This is a genomic window from Kitasatospora sp. NPDC034023, assembly GCF_055575795.1.
Genome location: NZ_JBVIRY010000002.1, coordinates 246,506 through 263,388, shown reverse-complemented (window position 1 = coordinate 263,388; position 16,883 = coordinate 246,506). Strand labels below are relative to the sequence as shown.

The following is a 16,883-nucleotide window of genomic DNA, read 5'->3' as shown; positions in this document are numbered from 1 at the left end:
TGCCAGAATCATGGTGTCGCAGCAAACTTGCAGTGACACCAAAAATATCGGGTATGGTCGCGGCATGACCTTCACCTTCGGCATCTATCCCGGCGGACTGCTCGGTGACGACACCGGCGTGCTCGCTCCCGTCCGCCCCGACGACCCGGCGCTGATCACTGCGGCGCTGCGCGAACTCCAGGGCGACGCACCAGAGTTCCTGGTCCGCGCCTACCGCTCGTACGCGGACTCGGCGCACGCCCCCGATCGGCCCGAGCAGTACGCCGTGGACGGCCGGAGGCTCGACCTGGTGCTCCAGTACCGTGACCGCAGCGGGGAATTGGCGGGCTGGCTGGACTTCGTCCGGAGCACGGTCCGGGCCGAGGGCCACCGCGTCGCCCTGCTCCAGATCTGCGAGGAGCCCAACCTCGACCTGCCGCCCGTGGACGGCAGCATCCCGAACGTCCGCCGGGCGCTGGTGGCCGGCGTGGTCGCGGCCAAGGAGGAGGCGTTGGCCCGCGGTTACGACCACCTGGCCGTCGGCTTCAACGCGGTGCCGTCCTTCGATCCCGCGGACACCTTCTGGCCCGAGCTCGGAAAGCTCGCCGACGAGCGCTTCCACCGCGCCCTGGACTACGTCGGCCTGGACTTCTACCCGGACGTCTTCGGGCCCGTCCCGCCCGGCGGACTCGCCGACGCGGTACGGGCGGTGGTCACCGGATTCCGTCGCGACTTGCTGCCCAGGGCCGGTATCGGGTCCGCCGTACCGGTGCGGATCTGCGAGAACGGGTGGCCCACCGGCCCCGGGCGGAGCGAGGCGCGGCAGGCCGAGGTGGTCGAGGAGCTGGTCCGGACGGTCGCCGGGCTGGCCGCCGAACTCACCGTCACCGGTTACGCGTTCTTCGCCCTGCGGGACGCCGACAGCGCGGGTGCGGGGCTGTTCCACCACTTCGGCCTGCTGCGCGACGACTACTCGCGCAAGCCGGCCTTCGACACCTACCGGAAGCTGGTGGCCGAACTGACCGGCTGAAAAGGCTAGTTCGCCTCGAAGAAGCGGTCCACCGTGCGGCGCCGGGCGGCGACGGCGTGCACCGGCTCGCCGATCACCCGCCCGGCCAGGGCGACGGCCAGTTCGCCGACGTCCCGGCGGAGCCGGTCGGTGGCCGCGGCCCGGTCGGCGGCGATCCGCGGGTGGGCGGTGGCGAGCAGTTCGTCCCGGTCGCGGAGGCCCTCCGCGCGGGCCGCGGCGATCGCCGCCGCGCCGCGCTCGGCGTAGTCCTCCCGGATCCGGGCTGCCTCGTGCCGGGCCTCGGCCAGTTCCCGCAGGTGGGCGTCCCGGACGGCCGCGGCCTCGGCGTGCAGGGTCTCGGCGCGTCCCGTCCGGCTTTCGGTGATCTCCCGACGCTCGGCCTGCACCCGCTCGATGCGGGGGAGCAGGTGCCGGCCGAGTATCCACAGGATCAGGAAGAACTGAGCCAGGCCGAGGAGCACGACCGGTTCGGGCTTGAGTTCGAGGTTCACGCGACCCCCCTGAGTCCGACGTTCCGTCAATCAGGGGTCTCCCCGGGGCCGATCGCGCTGGAACTCCACCCGGACATGACGTCCGTCACGGTGCCGATGCCCCGAACGGCATTGCCCTGTCCGGAACTTGACGATCAGTCCGGTGGTTCGGAAGCCGCTCGGGTACGCCGGGTCGACCGCTACGTCACCTCGCCCCGGCGGGAGAAGCGCTCTGCCCGCCACTCGCCGCTCTCCAGTACCTCCGCCAGCTGGCGGGCGGCGTCCCAGACCTCGGTGTACGAGAGGTAGAGCGGGGTGAAGCCGAAGCGCATCAGGTCCGGCGCGCGGAAGTCGCCGATCACCCCGCGCTCGATCAGCGCCTGCACCACCGGGTAGCCGTCGGCGTGCCGCAGGGCGACCTGGCTGCCGCGCCGGGCGTGCTCGCGCGGGGTCACCACCTCGATCCCGTCCAGGCCCTCGGTCAGTGAGATGAACAGATCGGTCAGCGCCAGGCTCTTCGCCCGAACCGCCGCGAGGTCGGCCCGCTCCCAGATGTCCAGGGAGGCTTCGAGGGCCGCCTGGCCGAGCAGCGAGGGCGAGCTGGTCAGGAAACGGCCGATGCCCGGTTTGGGGTCGTACCCGGGCTCGAAGGCGAACGGGCGGGCGTGTCCGAACCAGCCGCTCAGCGGCTGCAGCGGACCGGCCGCCAGGTGCCGCTCGGCGACGTACAGGAAGGCCGGCGAACCGGGGCCGCCGTTCAGGTACTTGTAGGTGCAGCCGATCGCGAAGTCCACGTTCGCGGCGCCGAGTTCGACCGGCAGCGCGCCCACCGCGTGGCACACGTCCCAGATCATCAGTGCGCCCGCGGCCTGCACCCGGGCGGTGATCCCGGGCATGTCCAGCAGCTCGCCGGTGCGGTAGTCGACGTGCGACAGGACGACCGCGGCGACGTCCCCGTCCAGGTGCCGGTCCAGGTCCTCCGGCCGGATCAGCACGCTGCGCGCGCCGTCGACCAGGCCGGTCACGCCCTCGGCGATGTACAGGTCGGTCGGGAAGGCCTCGGCGTCGCCGAGCACCGTGCCCCGGCCCGGGCGCAGCCGCAGCGCGGCCGACAGCACCTTGAACAGGTTCACCGAGGTGGTGTCGCAGACGACCACCTCCGCCGGATCGGCCCCGATCAGCGGCGCGATCCGCCGGCCCAGCCGGTACGGCTGCTCGAACCAGCCGGCGTCGTTCCAGCTGCGGATCAGCTCCCGGCCCCACTCCTCCTCGACGACCTGGCGCACCCGCTCGGGCGTGCGCACGGGCAGTGCGCCCAGCGAGTTGCCGTCCAGGTAGATCACCCCGTCCGGCAGGGCGAACTCCTTGCGGAACGCCGCCAGCGGGTCGACGGCGTCCAGCGCCGCGCAGTCCTCGCGCGTGGTCATGCCCATTCCCTCGTTCCCCTCGCTCACTGCTCTTCCCGTCACTGCTCTTCCCGTCACTGCTCTTCCCGTCACTTCTCGCGCCGTGACGGACCGTCCCGTCACAGCTCGTTCCGGATCGTCCACAGCTCCGGGAACACGTCCTGCTCGGCCGACTTGCGCAGCCAGGTCAGCCCGCTCGAGCCGCCCGAGCCGGGCTTGCCGCCCATGGTCCGCTTCACCGCCGAGAGGTGCCGCTGGCGCCAGCGGGTGACCCGCTCGGCGACGTCCAGCAGGGCCTCGCCGAGCGGCTGCAGCGCGGCGAACTCCGGCTCGGTGTACACCCGGCGCCAGGCCGCCGCGACCTCCTCGGACGGGTGGTAGCGCTGCTCGGACGACTCCGGGTGCAGCTCCAGGCCGCGCCGCGCCAGCAGCGCCAGCACCTCGTCGTACAGGCCGGGGGAGCGCAGCGCCTCGACCAGCTCGTCCTGGGTGTGCGGCATGCCGTCGTACATCTTCAGCAGCGCGGCGTTCTTGTTGCCGAGCAGGAACTCCAGGTGCAGGAAGGCCGCGGACTGGAAGCCGGAGGCCTCGCCGAACAGCGAGCGGAAGGAGTTGAACTCGTGCGGCGTCATGGTGGCCAGCAGGTCCCAGGAGTCCACCAGCACGTTCTGTGCGTGGGTGCCCCGGCGCAGCGCCGCGAGCGCGGTGGGGAGGTCGTCCTCGCGCAGTGCCTGCCGGGCGATCGTCCACTCGTGCCGCAGCAGGTCGAAGAGCAGCTCCATCACCTGGGTGGTGACGATGAACGACAGCTCGGCGGGTTCCTTGCTGCGCGGGTGCTGCAGGCTGTGCAGCTCGTCCAGGCGGGCGTACTGGGCGTACGGGGTGCTCCGAACCGGCGCCCCGCCCCGACCGAACGACAGGTTGGGTGTCTCCACCGTGTCGTGCCCCATCCCGATGCCTCCTGCTCCGTCCGGGCCACGTCGCCCGCTCCCGTGAACCAGACGGACTGCCTGGTTCCACCGGGATGCCCATTGTGCGGCGGTGGTGGCTCCCGCTTGAATGGTCGACGGACACCGCAACCGCCGTTGCAGCTGTCATTCGCGAGGCGTTCAGCCGATTCGCTTTACGAATGAAATTCCCTTGATCCCGACCACTGATCCCGACCACCCGGGGAGCCGCCATGGACGCCGTCGACCGCCGCCTGCTGGCCGAGCTGCAGGCCGATGCCCGGCTCTCGTACAACGAACTCTCCCGCCGGGTGAGCCTGTCCGCACCCGCGGTGGCCGAACGGGTCCGCCGCCTGGAGTCCGAGGGGGTGATCAGCGGCTACCACGCCCATGTGGACCCGACCCGGGCCGGGCTGCCGATCACCGCCCTGGTGCAGATCCAGTGCTACGGCCCGCGCTGCGTACTGCGCGACCCCGACGTGCCGACCTGGCCGGAGGTGCTCCAACTGCACCGGGTCACCGGCGGGGCCTGCTGCGTGCTGCTGGTCGCGGTGCCGACGATGGCCGAGTTCGAGGCGCTCTGCGACCGGCTCGGCGGCTACGGCCAGCCGTCCAGCTCGATGATCCTCTCCAGCCCGGTGCCGTGGCGGCCGCTGGCGCCGCGCTGACCGGGAGCGCGGGCCCGGAGCACGGGCCGCAAGCGCCGGCTGGGAGCGCGGGCCGGGAGCGCAGGCCGAGGCCGTTGGCCTTGACGTGGACGTCAAGGAGTAGGTTCCCCCGCATGTCGAACGAGCGCCACATCCTGCTGCTGCCGGGGAGCCTGCGGGCCGGGTCCACCAACGAGACCGTGCTGCGCACCGCGGCTGCCGTGGCCGCCGCCGCCCCGGGCCTGCGGACCACGTACTACGCCGGGCTGGCCGGGCTGCCGCACTTCAACCCGGACCACGACACCGACCCGCTGCCGGAGCCGGTGGTCGCGCTGCGGGCCGCGATCGAGGCGGCCGACGCGCTGCTGGTCTGCACGCCCGAGTACGCGGGGACGCTCCCGGGCTCCTTCAAGAACCTCCTGGACTGGACGGTCGGCGGGGTCGAGATCTCGGACAAGCCCACCGCCTGGATCAACGCCGCCGGACCGGGCCGCGGCAGCGGCGCCGAGGCCACCCTGCGCACCGTCCTCGGCTACACCGGCGCGGCCGTGGTGGACGAGGCCTGCGTCCGGATCCCGCTGGAGCGCGGGGCGGTCGGCCCGGACGGGCTGATCGCCGACCCGCTGGTGCGCGAGCGGATCGGCGAGGTGCTGGCGAGGCTGGCCGCGGCCTGACCCGATGCCCGGCCCTGTGTGGGTCCGGGCTCAACGCGCCTCGGGCAGGTGCACCCCGAGCCCGGACAGGCCCTCCAGGAAGAGCTCCACGCCGACCGCCGCCAGCAGCAGCCCGAGCAGCCGGGAGAGCACCTCCAGCGAGGTCCGGTGGGAGCGCTGCAGCAGCGGCGCGAGCAGGGCCACGCAGACGTAGTTGATCATGGTGACGGCCACGTACGCCCCGGCGACGGCGGTCTTCCAGCCCCAGTCGTCGTGGTTGAGCGAGGCGACCAGGACGGCGGTCACCGCGAGCGGGCTGGCGATGTACGGCAGGAGCAGCTCGCGGATGCCGTCCACCAGCGGGTTCGGCAGGTGATCGCCTTCCTCGCCGTCGCCGCCGAGGTGGACGCCGAAGACCAGCGCGACCGCGTAGATGAAGAAGATCAGCCCGCCCGCGAGCTGCAGCGACTGGTCGCTGATGTGGAACAGGGTGCTGACCTCGTCCGCCGTGAATCCGAGCACCAGGCCGATCACCGCCGAGATGACCGTGCTCCACGCCGCCAGCCGCCGCAGCTCCCGGGTGCTGCGGGTGGTGGCCAGCCGGGCGAAGGACAGCAGGGTCTTCGGCGGGCCGACCACGGCGAAGAAGGTGATGAACGCGCTGCTCAGGTTGAAGACGAACATGCGCCCAGCATGACCGTGGCGTCCGGGGCGGCCGGTCCGCCACGCCCCGCGACCGGGCGTGGCGTGGGTCTCCCCGGCCGGCGGTCCATTCCCTGTCCGCGGTTCATTCCCGGTCGGCGGTGAATTCGCCCGGATGGCGGCCCCAGCTCGAACGCGTGGGCGCTCTCGGTTGCTATGGAGGCAGGACCGCCATGCCGGCGGGTCCCGCCGGGACGACCACCGGCCGGGACCACTCCGCCGCGGAATCGAGGATGCGACATGTGCCTGAACCGTAAGGACCTGGGCCTGCTGGCCCTGCGCAGCGCGGTCGGCGGGGTGCTGATCGCGCACGGCACCCAGAAGCTGTTCGGCTGGTTCGGGGGTGGCGGCCTGGAGGGCACCACCCAGGCGATGGACCACATGGGCTTCCATCCGGCTCGGGAGAGCGCGATCGCGGCCGGCCTCGGCGAGGCGGGCGGCGGGGCGCTGCTGGTGGCCGGACTGGCCACGCCGGCGGCCGGCGCGGTGGTGGCCGGGACGATGGCGGGCGCGGTGGCGGTGCACGCCCCGGCCGGCTTCTTCGCCATGTCCGGCGGCTACGAGTACCCGGCCTTCCTCGGCGCGACCGGGCTGGCGATCGGCCTGTCCGGCGCCGGGCGGTACTCGCTGGACCACCTGACCGGGCACGTCTTCGACCGGCCCGGGGTCGGCGTGCTGTCCTTCGTGGCGAGCGCGGCCGGCGCGTACGGCGTGGTGGCGCGGCGCCGGCACGTGGTGCGGCTGCGCGAGGAGCGGGCCGCGGTGGAGGCGGACGAGCAGGAGGGCTCCGGGCTGTCCTGACGGGCCGCGCGGCCCGTCCGGTGCTCCACGCGCGGTCACCCGGAGGCAGCAGCCCTGCTGGCGGCTGCCTCCGGGCCCTCGGATGGTGGGCGGGGAGGCGTGCCGGGCAGCCCGGCGCCGACCGGAACCGGACGGTGACCGGAACCGACCGGAACCGGCAGACCGGAACCGGCCCACCGGAAACGAGGGACCGCATGGACCGCATCGATCGCATCGACCACCTGGACCACCTGGGCCGCCGGCCGCTCACCCGGGCCGCCTCCCCGAGCCCGAGGGTCACCGTGCAGGACCTGGATGCTCCCCCGCTGCGCCGTCAACGGCTGGCGGTGGCCGGGATGTTGGCCGCCGCCGTGCTCGGTGCGGCGGCGTTGGCGGGCTGCTCCTCGAGCAAGAGCGCGAGCAGTGTGGCCTCCGAGGCGGCGTCCGCGGTGGAGAAGGGCGCGAGCGCCGCCGCCTCCGCCGCCTCGGCGCTGGCCTCGGCGGCCGGCGGGGCCGGCGCGGTGATCGCCTCGGCGGAGGCGCAGGCCTCGGCGGCGGTGTCGGCCGCCTCCTCGGCGGTGGCCGGGATCAAGGGCGGGCTGGACGCCAAGGCGGACGTGACCGCCGGGGAGGTGACCACCGGCTCGGACGGCAAGGCGCAGGTGCAGCTGACCGTCACCAACCACGGCCAGCAGTCGTACCGGTACGTGATCCAGCTGAACTTCACCGACGGGTCCGGCAAGGTGCTCGACGCGACCGCGGTGACCGTCCAGGAGGTGGCCGCCGGGCAGAGCGCCCAGGCCACCGGGCGCAGCAACCGGGACCTCTCCGGCACGGTCAAGGCCGAGGTGGCCAACGCCGTCCGGTACTGACGCCCGGTAGTGACGCCTGGTAATGGCGCCTGGCGCTGACGCTCGGCTCGGCGCGCGGGCGGTGGAACCTTAAGCGGGACTCAAGGCCCAACGGGACCCCTTGACGGGCGAGTTGGTCTAGTCCATTTTTATTGCCCAGGTGCAGGGAGCCCCTGAACCGGCGCCGACGGCCTTGTGCCGTCGGCGCCGGTTCGGCGCATCCCGGCGTCCGTCATGGCCTGATCCCGCACGATTCCCCACCCATTCCTGTCATGTCCCGGTCGTCCGGCCCCACCCCGGACGCGCGCCCCCGGCGCGGCGGGAACCCCCACAACCAGGAGTCACGCACCCATGCTGCGCTCACACATCGAAAGGGCCGGGACCCCGGCTCCGCAGGGCGGTCGCCGACGCCGCCCGAAGAGCCTGGCCGCCATCGCGGCCGGCACCACCGCCTCCCTCCTGCTCGGCGCGGGCCTCGCGCTGTCCGGCGGCGGCGCGGCCAACGCCGCGACCACCAACAGCAGCGGCGCGCCCGCCACCAGCGGCGGCATCAAGGTCGCCTACTTCGACCAGTGGTCGATCTACGCGAACGGCTACTACCCCAAGACGATCCAGGACACCGGCGTGGCCGGGAAGCTGGACTACCTGATCTACGACTTCGCCAACATCCACCCGAGCGACCTCGGGTGTTTCGAGGCCACCAAGGCCGCCGACACGAACGACAACAACCCCAACGCGGGCGACGGTGCGGGCGACGCGTTCGCCGACTACCAGAAGAGCTTCGGCGCGGACATCTCGGTCGACGGCGTCGGTGACGTCTGGAACCAGCCGATCGCCGGCAACTTCAACCAGCTGAAGAAGCTGAAGGCGAAGAACCCCAACCTCAAGATCCTGATCTCGCTGGGCGGTTGGACCTACTCCAAGTACTTCTCGTCGGCGGCCGCCACGGACGCCTCGCGCAAGCACCTGGTGTCGTCCTGCCTCGACATGTTCGTCAAGGGCAACCTCCCGACCGACGCCGGCTACGGCGGCGCGGGCTCGGCGGCCGGCATCTTCGACGGCGTCGACATCGACTGGGAGTACCCGGGCGGCGGCGGTCACGCCGGCAACATCTCCAGCCCGGCCGACAAGCAGAACTTCACGGCGCTGCTGAAGGAGTTCCGCACCCAGCTGGACGCGCAGGGCAAGGCCGACGGCAAGACCTACGCCCTGTCGGCGGCGGTCGGCGCCGGCCAGGACAAGATCATGAACGTCGAGACCGACAAGATCGGTCAGTACCTGACCTTCCTCGACGTCATGACCTACGACATGCACGGCGGTTGGGACCCGCAGGGTCCGACCAACCACCAGGCGCCGCTCTACTCCGGCCCGAACGACCCGTCGACCCCGGCCAAGCCGGGCAACGGCAAGTACTCGATCGACAACGCCATCAAGGCGTGGACGGTCGGCGACGCGCAGTACGGCATCCCCGGCGGCTTCCCGGCCAACAAGATCAACATGGGTGTGCCGTTCTACTACCGGGGCTGGACCGGCGTCCAGAACAACGGCAAGAACGGCCTCTTCCAGCCCGCCACCAGCCCGGCGGCCGGTGCGGCGATGTCCGGCAACGTCCCCGGCATCCAGATGTTCAAGGAGCTCGCGGGCTTCGTCGACAACCCGTCCAAGACCTTCTGGGACGACGACGCCAAGGCCACGTACTTCTACGACGGCACCACCTTCTGGAGCGGTGAGGACGCCCGGTCGATCCAGGCCAAGATCGACTACGCGCACTGCAGCGGCCTCGGCGGCTCCTTCGCCTTCTCGCTGTACGACCTGGGCACCAAGACCGCCCTGTTCGACAAGATGGTGAGCGCCACCAACGGCTCCGCCGCCGGCTGCCCGGCCCCGCCGACCGGCACGCCGACCCCGACCCAGACGCCGACCCCGACCGGCACCCCCACCGGCACGCCGACGGGCACCCCCACCGGCACCCCGACCCCGCCGGCCACCTGCGCGGCCGCCCCGAGCTGGGACCCGAACGCCACCTACGCGGCCGGCGGCACCAAGGTCTCGTGGAAGGGCCACTACTACACCAACAAGTGGTGGACCAAGGGCGAGGACCCGAGCCTGAGCGGCCAGTGGGGCGTCTGGGCCGACAACGGCCCCTGCTGACACACGCACGCACGCACCACCGAGCGGGCGAGGGGCCTGACGGACCCTCGCGGCGAACGCGGGCGGCCCCGGACGAGCATGAACTCGTCCGGGGCCGCCCGTCGTGTCCGGCCGCTCAGATCTTGGCGTAGGTGACCGTGATCGTGGTCGACGAGCCGGTGATCAGCAGGTTGTTCTCGCCCTTCTCGGCGAGGCCCGAACCGTCGCCCGTGGAGGTCACCTCGAAGCCGGCCGCCTCGAGCGCCGAATGCCAACGAAAATCCGCCGGCCCGGCCCTCTCGTCCGGCGGCCCTCTCGCCCGCCGGCCCCCTTGCCCGCTAGCCCAGGTCGGCGGTGCGGCCGAGGGCGTCCGGCTGGCTCTCCTCGATCCGGCGCAGCATCCGGGCCAGCAGGCCGGAGAGCGCGGTGCGCTCCTCGCCCACGACGTCCTGGAGCAGCTCCTCCTCGAACACCGCCGCCATCCGCATCGACTCCAGCCACTTGTCGCGGCCGGTCTCGGTCAGCTCGATGATCACCCGCACCCGGTTGGACTCGTCCCGCTCCCGGGTGACCAGGCCGTCGGCGACCATCCGGTCGATCCGGTGCGTCATCGCCGCCGGGGTGAGCCCGAGCCGCTTGGCCAGCTCGCCCGGTCCCAGCCGGTACGGGCTGCCGGAGACCACCAGGGCCTTGAGCACCTCCCACTCCGCGGAGGTGATTCCGAGCACAGTCAGCTGCCGGTCGTACGCCACGCCCATCCGCCGGGAGACCCGGTTGAGGGTCTGCACGATGGTCTCCACCTGGGGGTCCACGGTGGGGAATTCCCGCTGGTAGAGGGCGACCTGCTCGGCGATGCCGAACTCCAGGGGGGTGGCCGGGGCGGGCTTGTCGGCAGCCGGCGCCGGCTTGTCCGTAGTCATGCGGACCAGTGTCGCACGAGCGTGCACTCCTTAAGCCTTTGACTCCGCAGCCTTCTGGTGCTAAGACTTTATCTCGTCAAACTTTAGCTCTGAAATCTTCTGGACTTAAGAGTATCCAGTTGAAGCCAGGAAGGGATGTGCACGGTGGTCGGCACGGTGAAGCAGCAGAGGCAGCAGCGAGGCGGGGCGGGCGGCCCGCTGCGCCGCGTCCAGATCGGCAACGCGCTCAGTGCGTTCGGCAGCGGATTCACGATGCCCTACATGTTCGTGTACGTGGACCAGGTGCGCGGGCTGGGCTCGCTGGCGGCCGGGATGGTGTTCACCGTCTTCGCGCTGGCGGCCCTCGCCGTCCTGCCGTTCACCGGGCGCGGCATCGACAGGTACGGCCCCCGTCCGGTGCTGCTGGCCGGTACGGCCCTCGCCGCCACCGGCGCGTTCGCCTTCGGCCACGCCACCGGCACCCCGGCCCTGCTGGTCTCCTCCTTCCTGTTCGGCGCGGGTGTCACCACCTGCCAGCCGGCGCTCGCCACGATGATCGTCCGCTGCTCGACGCCGGCGACGCGCTCGCACGCCTTCGCGCTGCAGTTCACCCTGGTCAACCTGGGCATGGGCATCGGCGCGCTGGTCGGCGGGCAGATCGTGAACGTGGCCGACCCGGCCAGCCTCACCCGGCTGTTCACCATCGAGGCGGTGACGTTCCTCGGCCTGGCCCTGGTCACCGGCACCGCCCGGATGCCGCGGATCCAGCTGACCGCCGTCCACGGGAAGAACGACGGCCCGACCGGCCTGCGCGCGCTGGTCGCCGACAAGGCGATGCTGCGGCTCTGCGTGCTCGCCGGGCTGATCTTCTTCACCTGCTACGGCCAGTTCGAGTCCGGCGTCGCGGCCTTCGCCACCGACACCGTCGGCACCGCGCCCTCCACGCTGGGCTTCGCGATCGGCGCCAACGCGCTGACCATCGTGGTGCTGCAGATGTTCATGGTGCGGATCACCGCGCGCCGCCGCCGCACCACCGCGATGGCCGCGGCCGGCCTGGTCTGGCTCGGTGCCTGGGCGATGGCCCTGGTGGCCGGTCTGATCCGGACCGAGACCATGGCCGCCACGGTCGCCATCGTCTCGATCTACGCCCTCTTCGGCGTCGGCGAGTCGCTGCTCGCGCCCACCATGGGCCCGATCGTGGCCGACCTCGCCCCGGCCCGGCTGCTGGGCACCTACAACGCCGGGTACTCCCTGGTGAAGCAGATCGCGATCGCGGTCGGCCCGGCCGTCGGCGTGCTGCTGGTCGGCTCCGGCACCTGGCCGCTCTACCTGGCGGCGATGGCGGGTTCGACGCTGCTGATCGTGGCCCTGGCGCTGCGGCTGCGCCCGTACCTCACGCCGGAGCAGGACAACGCCGCCCCGGCCGTGGTCCGCACCGTCCCGGTCCGGGAGCTGCAGACCGCCGCGTAGCGGAAGGGCGCGCACGAGCGTTCGAAACGGGCGCCGACCAGGTCACCTGGTCGGCGCCCGTCGCGCTTGGCTTCGCGACCACCGCCACATAGTGTCAGTGGCTGTTGACCGCCCGGATCCGGCCACTGCGCCGGGGTCCGGGCAGAGCAGACAGGCGAATCGGCGAGGCTATGACGCAAGCGGCGCTCACGCACCCCCCGGCGGCCCCGGCCCCAGCCGCCCCAGCACCGGCCCCGCGCGGGGGCCTGGTCCGCTGGGCGGCCGACCGCTCCGGCTGGCTCGGGCCGATCGCTGTCGCGCTCTTCGCCGGCCTGCTGCGGTTCTGGCACCTCGGCTACCCCAACTCCTTCGTCTTCGACGAGACGTACTACCCCAAGGACGCCTGGTCGCTGCTCCGACAGGGCTACGAGGGCACCTGGCCCGACCACGCCAACGCCGACATCCTGGCCGTCCCGCAGTCCATCCCGCTCGGCTCCGCGCCCGAGTTCATCGCACACCCTCCGCTCGGCAAATGGGTGATGGCGATCGGCGAGCAGCTGTTCGGTCTGCACCCCTTCGGCTGGCGGTTCATGACCGCCCTGCTCGGCACCGTCACCGTGCTGATGCTCGCCCGGATCGGCCGCCGCCTCTTCGGCTCCACGCTGGTCGGCTGCACCGCCGCGCTGCTGATGTCGGTGGACGGCCTGCAACTGGTGATGAGCCGGGTCGGCCTGCTCGACGGCATCCAGATGTTCTTCGTGCTCGCCTCCTTCGGCAGCCTGCTGATCGACCGCGACCACGCCCGCGCCCGGCTGGCGGCGGCCTCCGACGGCGACCTGGTGCGGCTCGGGTGGCGCCCCTGGCGGATCGCCGCCGGGGTGTTCGTCGGCGCCGCCTGCGCGGTCAAGTGGAACGGCGCCCCGATCCTCGCCGCCTTCGGCGTCCTGACCGTCCTGTGGGACCAGTCCGGCCGCCGCGGGGCGGGAGCCCGCCACCCCTGGCGCTCCATGCTCCGCCGGGACTCCGGACCCGCCGTCCTCGCCATGGTCGGCTCCGCCCTGGTGGTCTACGTCGGCGCCTGGGGCGGCTGGCTGGCGAGCGGAGGCAACGGCGAGGGCGGGTACGACCGGCACTGGGCCGACGGCCGCGCCGGGCTCTCCCCGGACAGCTTCCTCGGCATCCCGCTGCCGCAGGTGTCGATGAGCTGGGTGCCCGCGCCCCTGCGCAGCCTGTGGCACTACCACTCGCAGATGTACGACTTCAACACCGGCCTGAGCACCCCGCACACCTACCAGTCCAACCCCTTCGCCTGGCTGGTCGACGGCCGTCCGGTCTCCATGTACTGGGAGCAGGTCCCGAACGGCACCCGCGGCTGCACCTCCTCCGGCGGCTGCGCGGCGCAGATCCTGGGCCTGGGCACGCCGTTCCTGTGGTGGGCGGCCTGCCTCGCGCTGGTCTACCTGCTGTGGCGCTGGTTCTTCCGGCGGGACTGGCGCTCGGGCGCGGTGCTGTGCGCGGTCGCCGGGATCTACCTGCCCTGGTTCCGGTACCAGGAGCGGACGATCTTCTCCTTCTACATGGTCGTGCTGGTGCCGTTCCTGTGCCTGGCCGTCGCCCAGATGCTCGGCGCGATCCTCGGCCCGGCCGGCTGCAGCCGCGAGCGCCGCCGGATCGGCGCGATCGGGGCCGGGGCGGTCGTGCTGGCGATCGTCGGCTGCTTCGCCTTCTTCTACCCGCTGTACACGGCGGAGGTGATCCCGATGTCGTCCTGGCAGGACCGGATGTGGTTCACCAGCTGGATCTGATGCCCCTTGCGGCGTCCGGCGGCGAGCCGGATGGTTCGGGCCTCGCGGCGTCCGGCGGCCAGCTGCTGCCGGTCACCCCGGTGCTCGGGGTGGTCACCGCCGTCCTGCTGCTGGCCGCCGTCGCGGTGGCCGGGCGGGGGCTGCTCGGCCACGGGCACGCGGTGCTGCGGGCCGGGCTGCGGGCGGTGGTGCAGCTGGCGGCCGTCGCCGTGGTGATCACCTGGGTGGTCGGCTCGCTCTGGTGGTCGGCGCTGTTCGTGCTGCTGATGTTCACGGTCGCGGTGCGCACCGCCGGGCGACGGATGACCCCCGGGCCGGACTGGGTCTGGGCGGCCGCCCCGATCGGGGCCGGGGTGCTGCCGGTGCTCGCCCTGCTGCTGGGCGTCGGGCTGCTGCCGGCCAAGGGCCTGTCCGTCATCCCGGTCGCGGGGATCCTGATCGGCGGCGCGCTCACCGCGACCTCGCTGGCCGGGCGGCGCGCCCTGGACGAGCTGCGGCAGCGGCGCGGCGAGGTGGAGGCGGCACTGGCGCTCGGCTTCGAGGAGCGCGAGGCGCGGCTGGAGATCTGTCGTACGGCCGCGGCGACCTCGCTCGTCCCGGCGCTGGACCAGACCCGCACGGTCGGCCTGGTCACCCTGCCCGGGGCCTTCGTCGGGATGCTGCTCGGCGGGGCCTCGCCCGCCCAGGCGGGGACGGTGCAGCTGTTCGTCCTGGTCGGGTTGCTGGCGGTGGAGTCGGTGGCGATCGTGGTGGTGCTGGAACTGGTCGGCCGAGGCCTGGTGGCGGTCGGGCCGGTCGACGCCGTCCGGTAGGCTTGGGCGCGTTGAAGGGGAGTAGCCCTCCACCGGACCGTCGACATACTGGCCCCCAGGGGCCCGGCGCCCGGGGCACCGCTCGCAGAGCGTTGCCGGCGAGACCTTCGGCCGCAGTGCTGTGACCATGACCAGTGCTGTCGGGCCGAGGCGTCCCCTGACGGAGCTGCGGAGGCCGGGCAGCCCGACCGAGGAACTCCCTGATGAGTGAGCGAAGCGAACGAGCCATCAATAGGCGCGGCTGGGCGAATGCCCCTGCCGAGCGCAGCGAGGCGGGCGCATGAGTCTGACCGTTGCCGCGTTGACCTTCGGCATCATCTTCCTGGCCGAACTGCCGGACAAGACCGCGCTGGCCAGTCTGGTGCTCGGCACCAAGTACCGCGCGAGCTACGTCTTCGCGGGCATCGCCGCCGCCTTCGCCCTCCAGGTGGGCATCGCGCTCGTCGCAGGGCACCTGCTGTCGCTGCTGCCGCACCGCTGGGTGGAGGGCGTCACCGGCGCGCTGTTCCTGGCCGGCGCGGCGATGCTGCTGTTCCACGGCGGCGGGGACGAGGACGAGCACGCGGCCAAGGAGCCGTCCTCGGACAGCTTCTGGAAGGTGGCCGGGGCCAGTTTTGTGGTCGTCGCGATCGCCGAGTTCGGCGACCTGACCCAGATCATGACCGCCAACCTGGCCGCCAAGTACGCCGATCCGCTGGCCGTGGGCGTCGGCTCCTGGCTGGCGCTGTGCGCGGTCGGCGGGGTAGCGATCGTGGGCGGGCAGAAGCTGCTCAAGTACGTGCCGATGAAGCTGATCATCCGCGTGGCGGCGGCGATCATGGTGGTGCTGGCGGGCGTCAGCATCTTTGGGGCGATCACCGGCTGACCGGGCACCCCCGGCGTGACCGACGGGCGGCGTCTGCTGATCGGCAGGCGCCGCCCGTTCGCGTGCCCGGGGCGCGGCAGTCGGGGAGCAGTAGCCAGGTGGGCGGGGAGCAGTAGCCAGGTGGCTGGGGGTCAGCAGCCCGGGTCGGCAGTGAGGACGGCCTGGGTCTTCGGGCCGTAGACGTCGTTCTCGCCCTTGATGCGGTTCTCGCGCTGGTAGTCGTTGAGCACCGTTCGGGTCCAGGAGTCGAAGGTGCCGGTGATGATCGACTTGTCGACGTATCCGCACTCGGCGGCGTAGAGGCGCCGCTGCATGTCCATGACGTCGGACCCGCTCATCCCCATCTTCAATACACGCGCCGTGGGCGTGGGGGTGGGGGTGGGCGTCGGTGTCGGGGTGGGCGTCGGCGTGGGGGTCGGGGTGGGCGTCGGTGTCGGGGTGGGGGTCGGCGTCGGGGTGGCCGTCTTCGTCGGCGTCGGCTTGCGGGTGGGCGTCGCCGACGGGCTCGGCGTCTCGCTGGTCGGCGCCGGCGTGGTCGGCACCGCAGCCGGAGTCGGCTCCACCGGCGCGGGCGCCAGGGTGGTGGTCGGCAGCGGCTGCGCCTGCTTGGCGCCCGGCTCGTCGGAGGGCGTCACCGCGTACGCGACGCCGATGGTGAGCGCCACCAGCGCGGCGCCGATCCCGACGAGCAGCCCCTTGCGCTCGGCCAGCGGGTTCCTGGCGGCCTGCTCGGCCGCCCGGCGTGCGGCCCGGCCGCTGCCGACGGCCTCCGGCTCGGGCCCGGGCTCGGGGGAGGCCGGGGCGTTGTCGAAGGGGAAGAGGCCGATCTCGTTGCCGTGGCCGCCGTGGCCGCCGTGGCCGCCGCTGTTGCCGCCGCCGTTGCCAGTGCCGCTCCCGTACCCGTACCCGGTCCCGGCGGGGGGCCGCGGCGGCCCCGGCGCGTACGCCCCCGGCCCGGAGGGCGGCACCGGCGGCATCACGGTGGTGGCGGAGGCGTCGGCGTCCGGTCCGAGCGGGGGCCGGCCCGGGAGGACGGGCGGCAGCACGGTGGTGGCGTAGGCGTCCGCGTCCGGTCCGAGCGGGGGCCGGCCCGGGAGGACGGGCGGCAGCACGGTGGTGGCGTAGGCGTCCGCGTCCGGTCCGAGCGGGGGAGTGACCGGCCCGCCCGGAGCGAACGACTGCCCCGCAGCGAACGGCTGCCCCGGGGCGACCGGCGGCAGCACGGTGGTCGCGAACGGGTCGACGACCGGGGCGTGCGCCGACGACTCCTCGGCCACCTGGTCGGCGGTCTGCGGGACGTACGGGCGGACCAGCGGCGGGCCCTCGAGGTGGGGGAGGACGGCGGTCTCGGTGAGGCTCGGGTCCGGGACGCAGCCGCACCCGGTTGAGCGTGCGGTGCCGCACGTCGGGCAGTGCTGGTCCGGCATCGGCCGGTCCTCCTCGGTTTCGGGGCGTTCT

16 protein-coding genes are annotated in these 16,883 nt (G+C 72.7%); 10 read left to right on the top strand and 6 right to left on the bottom strand.

What is annotated here, in order from left to right; all coding sequences use genetic code 11:
- Positions 1-64 precede the first annotated feature (64 nt).
- Complete coding sequence (locus ACZ52R_RS04070) at positions 65-1,009, top strand: hypothetical protein (protein WP_465662790.1); 945 nt, start codon at positions 65-67, stop codon at positions 1,007-1,009.
- 5 nt (positions 1,010-1,014) lie between these two features.
- Here ACZ52R_RS04070 and ACZ52R_RS04065 read toward each other — a convergent pair whose 3' ends face one another.
- From ACZ52R_RS04065 to ACZ52R_RS04055, 3 genes are all read right to left on the bottom strand, one after another.
- Complete coding sequence (locus tag ACZ52R_RS04065) at positions 1,015-1,500, bottom strand: F0F1 ATP synthase subunit B family protein (protein WP_465623689.1); 486 nt, start codon at positions 1,498-1,500, stop codon at positions 1,015-1,017.
- Positions 1,501-1,679: 179 nt separating this feature from the next.
- Entirely contained in the window at positions 1,680-2,906 is a 1,227-nt protein-coding gene (gene kynU / locus ACZ52R_RS04060) for a kynureninase (RefSeq protein WP_360492845.1), read from the bottom strand.
- A 98-nt stretch (positions 2,907-3,004) separates the two neighbouring features.
- Complete coding sequence (locus ACZ52R_RS04055) at positions 3,005-3,835, bottom strand: tryptophan 2,3-dioxygenase (protein WP_465623688.1); 831 nt, start codon at positions 3,833-3,835, stop codon at positions 3,005-3,007.
- 230 nt (positions 3,836-4,065) lie between these two features.
- On the opposite strand from ACZ52R_RS04055, the gene ACZ52R_RS04050 reads away from it, so the two are divergent.
- Positions 4,066-4,500: an Lrp/AsnC family transcriptional regulator gene (locus ACZ52R_RS04050; protein ID WP_360492841.1), complete on the top strand. Its 435-nt coding sequence runs from the start codon at positions 4,066-4,068 to the stop codon at positions 4,498-4,500.
- Positions 4,501-4,613: 113 nt separating this feature from the next.
- Positions 4,614-5,153 (top strand): NADPH-dependent FMN reductase, encoded by a 540-nt coding sequence (locus ACZ52R_RS04045; RefSeq protein WP_465623687.1) that lies wholly within the window; start codon positions 4,614-4,616, stop codon positions 5,151-5,153.
- A 30-nt stretch (positions 5,154-5,183) separates the two neighbouring features.
- Here the strand turns inward: ACZ52R_RS04045 and ACZ52R_RS04040 are convergent, their stop codons facing one another.
- On the bottom strand, positions 5,184-5,816 hold the full coding sequence (locus ACZ52R_RS04040) for a MarC family protein (RefSeq protein WP_360492835.1): 633 nt from the start codon (positions 5,814-5,816) through the stop codon (positions 5,184-5,186).
- Between the two features lie 258 nt (positions 5,817-6,074).
- Here ACZ52R_RS04040 and ACZ52R_RS04035 point away from each other — a divergent pair, with 258 nt between their 5' ends.
- The 3 genes from ACZ52R_RS04035 to ACZ52R_RS04025 all read left to right on the top strand — a co-directional run bounded on the left by ACZ52R_RS04035 (position 6,075) and on the right by ACZ52R_RS04025 (position 9,616).
- Positions 6,075-6,635: a DoxX family protein gene (locus ACZ52R_RS04035; protein ID WP_465623686.1), complete on the top strand. Its 561-nt coding sequence runs from the start codon at positions 6,075-6,077 to the stop codon at positions 6,633-6,635.
- Between the two features lie 194 nt (positions 6,636-6,829).
- On the top strand, positions 6,830-7,486 hold the full coding sequence (locus ACZ52R_RS04030) for a hypothetical protein (protein WP_465623685.1): 657 nt from the start codon (positions 6,830-6,832) through the stop codon (positions 7,484-7,486).
- A 330-nt stretch (positions 7,487-7,816) separates the two neighbouring features.
- Positions 7,817-9,616 carry a glycosyl hydrolase family 18 protein gene (locus ACZ52R_RS04025; protein WP_465752679.1) on the top strand — a complete coding sequence of 600 codons (1,800 nt, stop codon included), beginning with the start codon at positions 7,817-7,819 and terminating at the stop codon, positions 9,614-9,616.
- 317 nt (positions 9,617-9,933) lie between these two features.
- On the opposite strand, the gene ACZ52R_RS04020 is transcribed toward ACZ52R_RS04025, so the two are convergent.
- Positions 9,934-10,515, bottom strand: coding sequence for a MarR family winged helix-turn-helix transcriptional regulator (locus ACZ52R_RS04020; RefSeq protein ID WP_360492825.1), 582 nt, complete (start codon positions 10,513-10,515; stop codon positions 9,934-9,936).
- Between the two features lie 156 nt (positions 10,516-10,671).
- Here ACZ52R_RS04020 and ACZ52R_RS04015 point away from each other — a divergent pair, with 156 nt between their 5' ends.
- The 4 genes from ACZ52R_RS04015 to ACZ52R_RS04000 all read left to right on the top strand — a co-directional run bounded on the left by ACZ52R_RS04015 (position 10,672) and on the right by ACZ52R_RS04000 (position 15,425).
- Positions 10,672-11,964 carry an MFS transporter gene (locus ACZ52R_RS04015; protein ID WP_360492822.1) on the top strand — a complete coding sequence of 431 codons (1,293 nt, stop codon included), beginning with the start codon at positions 10,672-10,674 and terminating at the stop codon, positions 11,962-11,964.
- A gap of 170 nt (positions 11,965-12,134) precedes the next feature.
- Positions 12,135-13,748: a dolichyl-phosphate-mannose--protein mannosyltransferase gene (locus ACZ52R_RS04010; RefSeq protein WP_465623682.1), complete on the top strand. Its 1,614-nt coding sequence runs from the start codon at positions 12,135-12,137 to the stop codon at positions 13,746-13,748.
- Positions 13,748-14,560, top strand: a complete 813-nt coding sequence (locus ACZ52R_RS04005; protein ID WP_465623680.1) for an ABC transporter permease — start codon at positions 13,748-13,750, stop codon at positions 14,558-14,560. The genes ACZ52R_RS04010 and ACZ52R_RS04005 overlap by 1 nt, the downstream gene beginning before the upstream one ends.
- Positions 14,561-14,840: 280 nt before the next feature.
- A complete protein-coding gene (locus tag ACZ52R_RS04000; protein ID WP_360492814.1) occupies positions 14,841-15,425 on the top strand; it encodes a TMEM165/GDT1 family protein in 585 nt (194 codons plus the stop codon).
- A 131-nt stretch (positions 15,426-15,556) separates the two neighbouring features.
- Here the strand turns inward: ACZ52R_RS04000 and ACZ52R_RS03995 are convergent, their stop codons facing one another.
- Complete coding sequence (locus ACZ52R_RS03995) at positions 15,557-16,852, bottom strand: peptidoglycan-binding domain-containing protein (RefSeq protein WP_465752676.1); 1,296 nt, start codon at positions 16,850-16,852, stop codon at positions 15,557-15,559.
- Between the last annotated feature and the right edge of the window lie 31 nt (positions 16,853-16,883).